Below are 12,485 nucleotides of genomic sequence, written 5' to 3'. Positions count from 1 at the left end.
GCCGCTCCAACAATCAGCACCCAGGCCCTCTAAGTCGCCGGTTTGAGATTCGCGGTAGCGGAAAAAACAAAAATAGATACGTTTATTAATGTTCGATTATCGGTCAGTGGCAGTTGACGACTGCGCTCTGCTGTTTCCATTCTCTGTCCGCGAAGCCGCTTGGGCCAAGCGCGTGTCACCCCCAAAACAACAACAAAAATGGACATCGAACATGCCAAAACTCTCCACGGACGCCGTTGCGGCGACCTGCCGTGTGTCGAACAGCACTCCCTGCCTGATCAGCGCGCTGTTGATGTTGAGTGTGCTGCCCACTGCGTCCTGGGCGGCGGGGTTTATCGACGACAGCCACGGCACCCTGACGCTGCGCAATTACTACCTGGACCGTGACTACAAGGACGACGGCGCCAAGACCGCCGCGCGTGAGTGGGCCCAGGCGTTCATGCTCAACCTGGAATCGGGGTACACCCCCGGCACCCTCGGCTTTGGCCTGGATGTGCGTGGATTGATGGGAGTCAAGCTCGACTCGTCGCCGGACCGCAGCGGCACCGAGTTATTGCCGGTGTCGGCCAGCGACAAGCGTGCCGCCGATGAATACTCGCGCCTGGCGCCGACCGCCAAGCTGCGGTTTGCCCAAACCACGGTGAAGGCCGGCGACGTGTCGATCTTCCTGCCGTTCGCTTTCGCCAGCCCGTCGCGCCTGCTGCCGCAGACCTTTCGCGGTACCACCCTGAGCTCCAAGGATATCGATGGCCTGACCCTCAATACCGGTTACATCGACCGCATCAACAAGCGCGACTCCACCGACTACCAGGCCATGACGATTGCCTCGCCCAACCGGCGGTTCAACGCCACGGCCACCACCTCGCACCTGGCGTATGTGGGCGGCGATTACCAGGTCAACAAAGACCTCAGCCTGCGCGTGTACCACGCCGAGGTCGCGGACCTTTACCAGCAGGACACCCTGGCACTGCTGCACAACCTGCCGGTGGGCGATGGCGTGCTGACCAGCGATCTGCGCAGTTTCTTCAGTCGTGAGGACGGCAGCGCCAAGGCCGGCAACGTGGATAACCGCAACCTCTCGGCGCTGTTCGGCTACCGCCTGGGCGGCCACCGGATCAGCCTGGGCTACATGCATTCCAGTGGGGAAACCGCCACGCCGTATATCTCCGGCACCGAGTTGATGGGCATGAGCGAACTGACCATGAGTTCGGATTTTCTCAACGCCAAGGAGCGCACCTGGCAGGCCATCTATGACTATGATTTTGCCGCCTCAGGCGTGCCGGGCCTGAAGACCCGGCTGCGCTATGTGCGCGGCGACAACATCGAGCTGGCAGCCTTCAATGCCGAGGATCGCAAGGAGCGCGAGTTCCAGATGGAGCTGGGCTACGTGATCCAGAGCGGCCCGCTGAAGAACGTCGGGCTGATGGCGCGCAAGTCGATCTACCGCAACGACTTCCCGGGCGGCGCGGCGTTTCGCGATGAAAACCAGACGCGCTTCCTGGTGCTCTACACCGTGGCGCTCTGGTAGACATCAGTCCTGATACACCTTCTTGAGCAGGCGCAGCAGCTCTGCACGTTCCTCGACGTCCAGGGCTGCGGTGGCGTTCAGGTCGCTTTGCACGGCGATGTCCTTGAGCTCCTTGAGCAGCGCTTCGCCGGTCTTGCTCAGGAAAATCCCGTAGGAGCGCTTGTCCGGTTTGCACCGCACGCGCACGGCGAGGGCGCGGCTTTCCAGCTTGTTCAGCAAGGGCACCACCTGGGGCGGTTCGATGGCCAGGGCACGGGCCAGGTCGGCCTGCATCAGCCCGGGGTTCTGCTCGATGATTGCCAGGGCCGAGAACTGTGCCGGGCGCAGGTCGTGGTCCGACAGCCGGCCGATCAGGTTCTGGAACAGCTTGAGCTGGGCGCGGCGCATGGCATAACCGATCAGATCGTCCAGGGCTGAATCCAGCGGCGGCCGACCCTCGTCATGTTCGGGCAGGGCCTGGCTGGCGGCGATTTTGGAAGGCTTGGCCATGGACAGTGCAATCCTCAGAAAGTGGAGGTTAAGAAGGCTATCTAGTTTGCCGGGGTTGACGCGCCGTGGCTATGCCGGTTTTTTACCCGGCCCGAAAAAAGCAGCGGTCTTACCCGGTAAAATATTGGTTATCTGGATTAATAGTTAATTGACATAACTATATTTGCGGTTTAATTTCGAATCATCTTCACACCCCAGAACAAGAGTGCACCGCCATGAGCAATTACGAAGGCCGCTGGACCACCGTCAAAGTCGAGATCGAGGAAGGTATTGCCTGGGTCATTCTCAATCGCCCGGAAAAACGCAACGCCATGAGCCCGACCCTCAACCGGGAAATGATCGATGTGCTGGAAACCCTCGAGCAGGATCCGGCCGCCGGTGTGCTGGTGCTGACCGGCGCCGGTGAAGCCTGGACCGCGGGCATGGACCTCAAGGAATACTTCCGCGAAGTGGATGCCGGCCCGGAAATCCTCCAGGAAAAAATCCGCCGCGAAGCCTCGCAATGGCAATGGAAGCTGCTGCGCATGTACGCCAAGCCGACCATCGCGATGGTCAATGGCTGGTGCTTCGGTGGCGGTTTCAGCCCGCTGGTGGCGTGCGACCTGGCGATCTGCGCCGATGAAGCGACTTTCGGCCTCTCGGAAATCAACTGGGGCATCCCGCCGGGCAACCTGGTGAGCAAGGCCATGGCCGACACCGTGGGCCATCGTCAGTCGCTGTACTACATCATGACCGGCAAGACCTTTGACGGGCGCAAGGCCGCCGAAATGGGCCTGGTCAATGAGAGCGTGCCGTTGGCGCAACTGCGCGAAGTGACCATCGAACTGGCGCGTAACCTGCTGGAGAAAAACCCGGTGGTGCTGCGTGCGGCCAAACATGGCTTCAAGCGTTGCCGCGAACTGACCTGGGAGCAGAACGAGGATTACCTCTACGCCAAGCTCGATCAGTCGCGCTTGCTCGACACCGAAGGCGGTCGCGAGCAGGGTATGAAGCAGTTCCTCGACGACAAGAGCATCAAGCCCGGCCTGCAGGCGTATAAACGCTGAAAGACGCGGCCTGCGGGCCGCACTGTTGTGACGACGCTGAACGTATTCCCGATAAAGATAATAAAGAGGAATCACCATGCTGGACGTGCCCCTATTGATTGGCGGCCAGTCGTGCCCCGCCCGCGACGGTCGAACCTTTGAGCGTCGCAACCCGGTGACCGGTGAAGTGGTCTCGCGCGTGGCCGCCGCGACCCTTGAAGATGCCGACGCCGCCGTGGCCGCGGCCCAGGCCGCGTTCCCCACTTGGGCCGCGCTGGCGCCCAACGAGCGTCGCACGCGCTTGCTCGTGGCGGCCGAGCAATTGCAGGCGCGCAGCGCCGAATTTATTGCCGCTGCCGGCGAGACCGGCGCCATGGCTAACTGGTATGGCTTTAACGTGCGCCTGGCGGCCAACATCCTGCGCGAAGCTGCGTCGATGACTACCCAGATCACCGGCAACGTCATCCCTTCCGATGTGCCCGGCAGTTTCGCCATGGCCCTGCGTCAGCCATGCGGCGTGGTGCTGGGCATCGCGCCATGGAATGCCCCGGTCATCCTCGCCACCCGCGCCATCGCCATGCCGCTGGCCTGCGGCAACACCGTGGTGCTCAAGGCTTCGGAATTGAGCCCGGCGGTGCACCGTCTGATCGGCCAGGTGTTGCAGGATGCCGGCCTCGGTGATGGCGTGGTCAACGTGATCAGCAATGCCCCGGCGGATGCCGCCGCCATCGTCGAGCGGCTGATCGCCAACCCGGCGGTGCGACGGGTCAACTTCACGGGTTCGACCCATGTCGGGCGGATTGTCGGCGAACTCTCGGCGCGTCATCTCAAGCCGGCCCTGCTGGAGCTGGGCGGCAAGGCGCCGTTGCTGGTGCTCGACGACGCCGACCTGGACGCGGCCGTCGCGGCGGCGGCGTTCGGCGCCTACTTCAACCAGGGGCAGATTTGCATGTCCACCGAGCGCCTGATTGTCGATGCCAAGGTCGCCGATGCGTTTACGGCAAAACTGGCGGCCAAGGTCGCGACCCTACGCGCAGGCGATCCCGCCGCGCCGGATTCGGTGCTGGGCTCGCTGGTGGACGCCAACGCCGGTACGCGCATCAAGGCCCTGATCGACGATGCCCTGGCCAAGGGCGCACGCCTGGTGGTGGGCGGGCAATTGGACGGCAGCATCCTGCAGCCGACGCTCATCGATGGCGTCACCGAACACATGCGCCTGTACCGCGAAGAGTCCTTCGGCCCGGTGGCGGTGCTGCTGCGCGGTGACGGTGATGAAGCGCTGCTGCGCTTGGCCAATGACTCCGAATTCGGCCTGTCGGCGGCGATCTTCAGCCGCGACACCGGGCGTGCGCTGGCATTGGCGCAGCGTGTGGAATCGGGCATCTGCCATATCAACGGCCCGACCGTGCATGACGAAGCGCAGATGCCCTTCGGCGGGGTCAAGTCCAGCGGCTATGGCAGTTTCGGCGGCAAGGCTGCGATCGAGCACTTCACGCAATTGCGTTGGGTGACCTTGCAGAACGGGCCCAGGCATTACCCGATCTGAGCAGGCATTGCGACCTAACAATAACAAGGCGGCGTTGACCCGCCTTGATGGAGGACATCCTTGTGAGTTCCGAATTCAGAGCGCAACCCCAGCCCGAGCAGCACCCGCCGCGATACCGCGCGGTGTCCATCGGCCATGCGCCGGTCGAGGTCACTGAAGAACAGGGCGTGCTGCATATGCGTTCCCTTGAGCCACTGGCCGAGTTGCCGCCGCGCTTGCTCGACCGGCTGGTGCATTGGGCCCAGGTGCGTCCCGAACAGACGTTTATCGCCGCACGCCAGGCCGGCGGCGAGTGGCGTCGCGTCAGCTACCGGGAAATGCTCGACAGCGTGCGCGCGATTGCCCAGGGTTTGCTGAGTTACGGGCTGTCGGCGCACAAGCCGCTGGCGTTGCTGTCGGGCAACGATATCGAGCATCTGCAAGTAGCGCTCGGCGCCATGTACGCCGGTATTCCCTACTGCCCGGTATCGCCTGCGTACGCGTTGTTGTCCCAGGATTTCGCCAAGCTGCGCCATGTGTGCGAGCTGCTGCAACCGGGGCTGGTGTTCGTCAACGATGCGGCGGCTTACCAGCGCGCCATCGAGGCCGTATTGCCGGCCGACACGCCGCTGATCTGCGTGCGCGGTGAGGTGCCTGGACGCACTCAAGCCAGCTTTGCGAGCCTGTTGCAAACGCTGGGTGGTGCCGAGGCCGAGGCAGCGTTCAACGCCACCGGCCCGGACAGCATCGCCAAATTTCTCTTCACCTCCGGCTCGACCAAATTGCCCAAGGCCGTGGTTACCACCCAACGCATGCTCTGCGCCAACCAGCAGATGCTGCTGCAGACGTTCCCGGTGTTCGGCGAGGAGCCACCGGTGCTGGTGGACTGGCTGCCGTGGAACCACACCTTTGGCGGCAGCCACAACGTCGGCATCGTGCTCTACAACGGCGGCACCTTTTACCTGGACGATGGCAAACCCACCGCCCAGGGCATTGCCGAGACCCTGCGCAATCTCAAGGAAATTTCGCCCACGGCCTACCTGACCGTGCCCAAGGGCTGGGAAGAGTTGGTCAATGCCCTGGAACAGGACGCCGAGCTGCGCGAGCGGTTTTTTGCGCGAATGAAACTGTTCTTCTTTGCCGCCGCCGGCCTCTCGCAAAGTGTCTGGGATCGTCTCGACCGCGTGGCCGAGCTGCACTGCGGCGAGCGCATCCGCATGATGGCCGGGCTGGGCATGACCGAAGCCGCGCCGTCCTGCACCTTCACCACCGGACCGTTGTCGATGGCCGGTTACATCGGTTTGCCCGCACCGGGGTGCGAGGTGCGTCTGGTGCCGCTGGACGGCAAGTTCGAAGGGCGCTTTCGCGGGCCGCATATCATGCCGGGTTACTGGCGCGCGCCCGAGCAAACCGCCGAGGTGTTCGATGAGCAGGGGTTTTACTGTTCCGGTGATGCGATCAAGCTCGCCGATCCTCAGCAGCCGCAACTGGGGCTGATGTTCGACGGGCGCATTGCCGAGGACTTCAAGCTGTCTTCCGGGGTGTTTGTCAGCGTCGGCCCGATGCGTAATCGCGCGGTGCTCGAAGGCTCGCCGTATGTGCAGGATCTGGTGATCGCCGCGCCGGACCGCGAATGCCTGGGCGCCCTGGTATTCCCGAGGCTCTACGAGTGCCGCCGGCTGGCGGGCTTGAGCGTTGATGCCAGCGACGCCGAGGTCCTCGCCAGCGCACCGGTGCGCCAGTGGTTCGGCGACTGGTTGCAGCGCCTCAATGGCGAGGCCACCGGCAATGCCAGTCGGCTGGAGTGGATTGCCGTACTCGACGAACCGGCGTCCATCGACCGTGGCGAAATCACCGACAAAGGCTCGATCAATCAACGCGCGGTGTTGCAATGGCGCGCGGCCAAGGTCGAGGCGCTGTATCGCGGTGAAGACCCGACGATCCTGCGCGCCGGGCCCAAGCCGTGAGCGGCGCCGGGCAGTATGCGGCGTTTACCGATGTGGCGATTTTCGACGCGGTGCGCACGCCCTGGGTCGACCTCGGCGGGGCACTGTCGCTGGTGTCGCCCATCGACCTGGGGATCAAGGTCGGCCGTGAAGTGCTGGCCCGCGCCGGCATCGAACCGCAGACGGTAGACAGCGTGCTGGCCGGCTCCATGGCCCAGGCCAGTTTCGATGCCTACTTGCTGCCACGGCATATCGGGTTGTACAGCGGTGTGGCGCAATCGGTTCCGGCGCTGGGAGTGCAGCGCATCTGCGCCACCGGTTTCGAGCTGTTGCGCCAGGCCGCCGGGCAACTGCGCGACGGGACGCAACTGGCGTTGTGCGTGGCGGCTGAATCAATGTCGCGCAACCCGATTGCCGCCTACACCCACCGGGGCGGGTTCCGTCTGGGGGGCGAGGTGCAATTCAAGGACTTTCTCTGGGAGGCGCTGTACGACCCGGCCCCTGCGGTGGACATGATCGCCACCGCCGACAACCTGGCGCGCCGTTATGGATTGAGCCGCGAGGCGGTGGATCGGTATGCCTGCGACAGCCATCAGCGCGCGTTGCAGGCGCAGGGTGAGGGGGCCTGGGCTGAAGAGATCGTGGCGGTGGATAACCAGGTGTTTGAACTGGAAGGGTACCAGCCGAGGAGTATTACTCTGGCGCGTCAGGTGGGTGCAGTCAGTGCGGACAGCCATCCACGGGCCACCAGTCTGGAGGCCTTGGCGCGTTTGCGTGCAATCCATGCCGGTGGGGTGCAAACCGCCGGCAACAGTTGTGCGGTGGTCGACGGTGCGGCGGCGGCGCTGGTCGGGCGTGCCTCTGACTGCTTGCGCCCGGCGCTGGCTCGGCTGGTGGCCAGTGCGGTGGTAGGGGTGGCCCCGGAGTACATGGGCATTGGCCCGGCGCCGGCGATTCGTCTGCTGTTGCAGCGCAGTGGGCTGAACCTGGGCGATATTGGTCGTTTCGAGATCAACGAAGCCCAGGCGGCGCAGGTGCTGGCGGTGGCTCAGGAGCTGGAGTTGGACAGTAGCCGTCTTAACGTCGAGGGCGGCTCTCTTGCGTTGGGGCATCCGCTGGCGGCCACCGGTCTGCGTCTGGTCATGAGCCTGGCTCGGCAGCTGCGTCGGCACAATTTGCGTTATGGGATTGCGGCTGCGTGTGTGGGTGGGGGGCAGGGGATGGCGTTGTTGATCGAGAACCCGGCCTGGCTGCCGTGACGGCTCGGGAGCTGGCGACTATCTAACTGACACCCCCGCAATCTAAATGTGGGAGGGGCTTGCCCGCGATGAGCATGGGTTGTTGCTCTGGCTCTGGCGTTCGTCTGACGAAACCACAGGCTTGCGGTACTATGGCGGGCCACGTTTTCTGGAAGTTGCCTGGATGAGTAAGCCCGGTCAATTGGTGCTGGTTGCACTGCGCAAGATGATTGCCAGCGGCGAGTTGGCGGCAGGCGAGCGCTTGATGGAGATCCCCACGGCGCAACGCTTTGGCGTGTCGCGCATGCCTGTGCGCATGGCGTTTCGTACCCTGGAACAGGAAGGGTTGCTGGTGCCGTTTGGCGGGCGCGGGTATCAGGTGCGTTCGGTCAGCCCCAGCGATATCGCCGGCGCAGTGGAGGTGCGTGGCGTGCTCGAAGGCCTGGCGGCGCGCCAGACCGCTGAGCGTGGCTTGTCCGAGGAGGCGCGCAGGGTGCTCGAGCGTTGCCTGGTCGAGGGCGATCAACTGTTCGACAAGGGCTATGTGACCGAGGACGACCTGGAGATTTACCACGACCTGAACATGCGTTTTCACCAGGTCATCGTCGAAGGCAGCCACAACCCGGCGATTGCCGATGCCCTGGCGCGCAATGATCACCTGCCGTTCGCTTCGGTGACGGCGCTGGCGGTGGATCGCGAGGATATGGCCCGCGAATACCGTCGCTTCAACTACGCCCACATGCAACACCATTCGGTGTTCGACGCCCTGGTCAATCGCCAGGGCGCGCGCGCCGAAGCCATCATGCGCGAACACGCCAATGCGACCTTGCGCTATGCCGAGATCTTCAGCTCCGCCACCGCCGACGCACGCATGAAGGTGATCCTGCCCGCATCGTGACGCGGTTCAGATATCGAGCACCAACAGCGGGGTTTTCGCGCGTGAGCAGCACGGCGTGAACTGGTCATTCAGGGCTTGCTCCTGTTCGGTAAGGAACAGGTCGCGGTGCTCCGGGATGCCTTCCAGCACGCGGGTCAGGCAGGTGCCGCAGATCCCTTGCTCGCATGACACGGCAATCTCGATGCCGTGGCTTTCCAATACCTGGACCACGCTTTTGTCGGTCGGTATCTCGAAGACCTGGCCGCTGCTGGCGATCTTCACCGAAAATCGCCCATCCAGACTGCTGTCCACCGGCGCCGCCGAGAAGTACTCACGGTGCAGGCAGTTTTCCTGCCAGCCCTGGGCGCGGGCGCTGTCGAGCACATGCTGCATGAAGCCGCCGGGGCCGCACACATACAGGTGCACGTCGTCTGCCGGTGCCGCCAGCACCTGGGCGGCGTTGAGCGCGGTGTCGGGCTGCTCGTCGAAATGCAGGAACACCCGGTCGGCAAACGGGGAATCCTTGAGACGCTGCACAAACGCCGCGCGCTCGCTGGCACGGGCGCAGTAGTGCAGTTCGAAGTCGGACCCGCCCTGGGCCAGACGCTCGGCCATGCACAGGATCGGCGTGATGCCGATGCCACCGGCAAACAACAGGCTGCGTCGGGCTTCATGGACCAGCGGGAAGAGGTTGCGCGGTTCGCTGATGGTCAGGCGGGCGCCTTCGTGCACCTGTTCGTGCAGGCTGCGCGAGCCGCCTCGCGAGGCGGGGTCGTTGAGTACGCCAATCAGGTAGCGATGACGTTCCTCAGGGTGATTGCACAGCGAATATTGTCGGATCAGCCCGTCCGGCAGGTGCACATCGATATGCGCCCCAGCGCTGAACGGCGGCAGTGGCGCGCCATCGACACGGGCCAGTTCATAGCTGCAAATGTCCAGCGCCTCGACGCGCCGCGACGTCACCACCACCTCGATCATGTCGGCTCTCCGGCGCGTTCCCGAGCGATCAATCGCTCCAGGACCTTGCGCGACTGCACGCCACCGGCATCGATATTGAGCTTGAGCAGGTTGCGCGTCGGGTGGGCAAGCAGGTTCTGCTGCTGGCGTTCGAGCATCTCCAGGTCTTCGCTGAAAATCTTGCCCTGGCCTTCGCGAATGCTGGCGGTCAGCGCCTCATCGTGTGGGTTGAAGTTGCGCGCCATGCCCCAGAAGTACCAGATCGACGTGTCGGTCTGCGGCGTGATGAAGTCGACCACGATGCTCGCCGCCTTGTACTCCGGCGCGGCGTGGTAGCCGCCCTTGCCGGCATGGGCCACGCCGACTTCGATCAACACGTGGCTGGGTGGGGTAAAGCGACAGATCTGCCAGCGATCCACCGGCACGTCATCGGCCAGGTTGTTGCCGCGCAGGGCCATGCGCCAGAACGGCGGCGCCATGATGTTCTCCATGTGCCGGGCGGTGACCACTTCATCGCCGTCCACCGTGGTCACCGGCGGCGCCTCGTCGATCTCCTTCTGGCCGATACTGGACGCATGCACGTAGGTCTCGTGGGTCAGGTCCATCAGGTTGTCGATCATCAGGCGGTAATCGCACTGGATATCGAACAGCCCGCCGCCGTAGGCCCACTCATCACTCACCGCCCATTCCAAATGATGAATCAGCGCAGGGTCAGCCTGGGCCTGATCACCCGGCCACACCCAGATAAAACCGTAGCGCTCAACCGCCGCGAAGGTCTTGTTGCAGGGAAAACCGCGTACCCGCTGGCCAGGCATCTCGACCGTCTTGCCATCGCAGCCCATGACCAGGCCATGGTAGCCGCACACCAGGTTGCCATTCTCGACATACCCCAGCGACAACGGTGCGCCACGATGCGGACAAAAATCCTCGACGGCCACCACCGCGCCTTCCAGGCCACGGTAAAACACCATTTTTTCACCGCAGATCTGCCGGCCCAGCGGCTTGTGCGCGATCTCATCGGGGGTGCAGGCGACATACCACGTGTTCTTGGGGTACATGGCGACTCTCCAGGCAATGGATTATTTTTGTTTGTTGGATCCATTAGATTGGAGGGGTAATGGGTAGTCAAGCTGGATTGGAGGTTTTAATGGGCGATTATCGAACGGCCTGCCAATTAATGGATCCATTGTTAGGCCGATGTGAGTAAGTGGCTGTGAGCCAGAGAGTCGTCAGTAACGAATCATCACCGACTTCAACTCGGTGTAATCCTCAATAAACGCGCCACCAAACTCCCGGCCCACCCCCGAGGACTTACTGCCCCCAAACGGCACCGCTGGATCCAGTAACGTGTGCATATTCACCCACACCGTACCCGCCTCAATGGCCGGCACCATCCGCAGCGCCTTGCCCAGGTCATTGGTCCAAAGGCTGGCGCTCAACCCATAGGGCGTGTTGTTCATCAACGCCACCAATTCGTCTTCGGTGTCGTACGGCAAAAACGTAGCGATCGGCCCGAAGGTCTCTTCGTTGAGCAAGGTATCGTTGACTCCGTTGGCCAGGATGATTGTCGGCTCAACGTAGCAACCCGGCCGGTCAATCAGCTTGCCGCCGTGCACGATGCGGTTGTTTTCCGCCCGCGCCTTGTCAAAGAACGCGCCCAGTTTGAGTTGATGCTGACGGTTGGCGACCGGGCCGAACTCGGTGCGCTCATCCAACGGTGAACCGATGTTCAGCGCGCTCAAGCGCTGCGCGAGTTTGTCCATGACCGCGTCGATCTGCGAGCGATGCACAAAGAAGCGTTCGGCCGCCGCGCAGATTTGCCCGGAGTGCAAAAAGCCCGCTTCGACGATGCCGTTGACCGCGTTGTCCAGGTCCACATCGGGCAGAAAACCCGCCGAGTTTTTCCCGCCCAGTTCCAGGGTGGCGCGGGTCAGCCCGGCGCCCATGGCGCTCTGGCCCACGGCAATGCCGGTCGGCACCGAGCCGGTAAACGACACCTTATTGGTGCCGGGGTGTTCGATCAGCCCTTTGCCCACCAGGCCGCCGCCGGTCAGTACGTTGAGCGCACCTGGCGGCAGGCCGGCCTCCATCGCCAGTTCGGCGATACGCAGGATGGTCAGCGGCGTGAACTCACTGGGTTTGATGATGATGCTGCAACCGGTCACCAGCGCCGAGGCGAGTTTCCACAGTGCGATCATGGTGGAGAAATTCCACGGCACGATCCCCACCACCACCCCGACCGGTTCGCGCAGGGTGAAGGCGGTGTAGCGTTCACCGGCGAACGAGGGCAGTGACGGCGTGATGGTCTGCCCGGTGATCTTGCTGGCCCAACCGGCGTAGTAACGCAAAAAATGCGCCGCCTGGTCGACTTCGAAGGCCCGGGAAATCTGGATGATCTTGCCCGACTGGCAAGTCTCGATCTGCGCCAGTTCTTCGCGGTGCTGCTCCAGCAGGTCGGCCAGTTTGAACAGCACATTGCCGCGTATCGCCGGGGCGACCTGGGACCATTGTTTGAAACCACGGCGCGCGGAGGCCACGGCCGCGTCGATATCGGCCGGGTCGGCGTCGGCGACCCGGGCGATGACTTGGCCGGTGGCCGGGTTGATCACCTCCAGGGTCTGGCCGGAGTGACTCTGCACGTAGCCACCGTCGATAAACAGCGCGTGTTGTCGACGCAGAAAGGCTTCGACGTGAGGCAGCAGTGGAATATCGCTCATGGGGGTTTCCTGATCGTGAACAAAGAAAAGCCCGAGGGTAATCCACCGCTGCATGCCCGGCTTGACTGTGCCTGCCGCGCGCTATGTCTGTGGCTGCCAGGCCTGTGAAAAGTGCAATCTTGACTCTGGAACGTGCATTTTATGCCCGCCAGGCACACACCATACTGGCCCTGCATCCGGCGC

10 protein-coding genes are annotated in these 12,485 nt (G+C 63.3%); 6 read left to right on the top strand and 4 right to left on the bottom strand.

All coding sequences use genetic code 11. The features are described 5' to 3' along the window. Positions 1-211: 211 nt before the first annotated feature. Positions 212-1,528, top strand: a complete 1,317-nt coding sequence (locus V6M90_RS02470) for an OprD family porin (protein WP_141064149.1) — start codon at positions 212-214, stop codon at positions 1,526-1,528. A 3-nt stretch (positions 1,529-1,531) separates the two neighbouring features. Here the strand turns inward: V6M90_RS02470 and V6M90_RS02465 are convergent, their stop codons facing one another. Beyond that, positions 1,532-2,017 carry a MarR family winged helix-turn-helix transcriptional regulator gene (locus tag V6M90_RS02465; protein WP_332846022.1) on the bottom strand — a complete coding sequence of 162 codons (486 nt, stop codon included), beginning with the start codon at positions 2,015-2,017 and terminating at the stop codon, positions 1,532-1,534. A gap of 215 nt (positions 2,018-2,232) precedes the next feature. On the opposite strand from V6M90_RS02465, the gene V6M90_RS02460 reads away from it, so the two are divergent. The 5 genes from V6M90_RS02460 (at position 2,233) to V6M90_RS02440 (ending at position 8,649) form a co-directional block, all read left to right on the top strand. Continuing rightward, a complete protein-coding gene (locus tag V6M90_RS02460; RefSeq protein ID WP_017528275.1) occupies positions 2,233-3,063 on the top strand; it encodes a p-hydroxycinnamoyl CoA hydratase/lyase in 831 nt (276 codons plus the stop codon). Between the two features lie 76 nt (positions 3,064-3,139). Further along, entirely contained in the window at positions 3,140-4,588 is a 1,449-nt protein-coding gene (locus V6M90_RS02455) for an aldehyde dehydrogenase (protein WP_332846021.1), read from the top strand. Positions 4,589-4,650: 62 nt separating this feature from the next. Then, complete coding sequence (locus V6M90_RS02450) at positions 4,651-6,534, top strand: feruloyl-CoA synthase (protein WP_042945672.1); 1,884 nt, start codon at positions 4,651-4,653, stop codon at positions 6,532-6,534. Next, entirely contained in the window at positions 6,531-7,772 is a 1,242-nt protein-coding gene (locus V6M90_RS02445) for a thiolase family protein (protein WP_305429175.1), read from the top strand. The genes V6M90_RS02450 and V6M90_RS02445 overlap by 4 nt, the downstream gene beginning before the upstream one ends. A 163-nt stretch (positions 7,773-7,935) precedes the next feature. Further along, entirely contained in the window at positions 7,936-8,649 is a 714-nt protein-coding gene (locus V6M90_RS02440) for a GntR family transcriptional regulator (RefSeq protein ID WP_042945674.1), read from the top strand. Between the two features lie 6 nt (positions 8,650-8,655). Here the strand turns inward: V6M90_RS02440 and V6M90_RS02435 are convergent, their stop codons facing one another. The 3 genes from V6M90_RS02435 to V6M90_RS02425 all read right to left on the bottom strand — a co-directional run bounded on the left by V6M90_RS02435 (position 8,656) and on the right by V6M90_RS02425 (position 12,302). Then, positions 8,656-9,606: a PDR/VanB family oxidoreductase gene (locus tag V6M90_RS02435; RefSeq protein ID WP_305429177.1), complete on the bottom strand. Its 951-nt coding sequence runs from the start codon at positions 9,604-9,606 to the stop codon at positions 8,656-8,658. After that, a complete protein-coding gene (locus V6M90_RS02430) occupies positions 9,603-10,643 on the bottom strand; it encodes an aromatic ring-hydroxylating oxygenase subunit alpha (protein ID WP_305429178.1) in 1,041 nt (346 codons plus the stop codon). The genes V6M90_RS02435 and V6M90_RS02430 overlap by 4 nt, the downstream gene beginning before the upstream one ends. A 171-nt stretch (positions 10,644-10,814) precedes the next feature. Beyond that, positions 10,815-12,302, bottom strand: coding sequence for an aldehyde dehydrogenase family protein (locus V6M90_RS02425; RefSeq protein WP_332846020.1), 1,488 nt, complete (start codon positions 12,300-12,302; stop codon positions 10,815-10,817). Between the last annotated feature and the right edge of the window lie 183 nt (positions 12,303-12,485).

Origin of the sequence: Pseudomonas lactucae (assembly GCF_036688725.1) — a bacterium.
Classification (GTDB): Bacteria; Pseudomonadota; Gammaproteobacteria; order Pseudomonadales; family Pseudomonadaceae; genus Aquipseudomonas; species Aquipseudomonas lactucae.
Note: the sequence above shows the minus strand (reverse complement) of the source record. Positions and strands in the feature narration are given on the sequence as shown.

Coding starts and splice junctions, on each gene's coding strand:
- V6M90_RS02470 (WP_141064149.1), top strand. CDS start 212: ATGCCAAAACTCTCCACGGACGCCGTTGCGGCGACCTGCCGTGTGTCG.
- V6M90_RS02465 (WP_332846022.1), bottom strand. CDS start 2,017: ATGGCCAAGCCTTCCAAAATCGCCGCCAGCCAGGCCCTGCCCGAACAT.
- V6M90_RS02460 (WP_017528275.1), top strand. CDS start 2,233: ATGAGCAATTACGAAGGCCGCTGGACCACCGTCAAAGTCGAGATCGAG.
- V6M90_RS02455 (WP_332846021.1), top strand. CDS start 3,140: ATGCTGGACGTGCCCCTATTGATTGGCGGCCAGTCGTGCCCCGCCCGC.
- V6M90_RS02440 (WP_042945674.1), top strand. CDS start 7,936: ATGAGTAAGCCCGGTCAATTGGTGCTGGTTGCACTGCGCAAGATGATT.
- V6M90_RS02435 (WP_305429177.1), bottom strand. CDS start 9,606: ATGATCGAGGTGGTGGTGACGTCGCGGCGCGTCGAGGCGCTGGACATT.
- V6M90_RS02430 (WP_305429178.1), bottom strand. CDS start 10,643: ATGTACCCCAAGAACACGTGGTATGTCGCCTGCACCCCCGATGAGATC.
- V6M90_RS02425 (WP_332846020.1), bottom strand. CDS start 12,302: ATGAGCGATATTCCACTGCTGCCTCACGTCGAAGCCTTTCTGCGTCGA.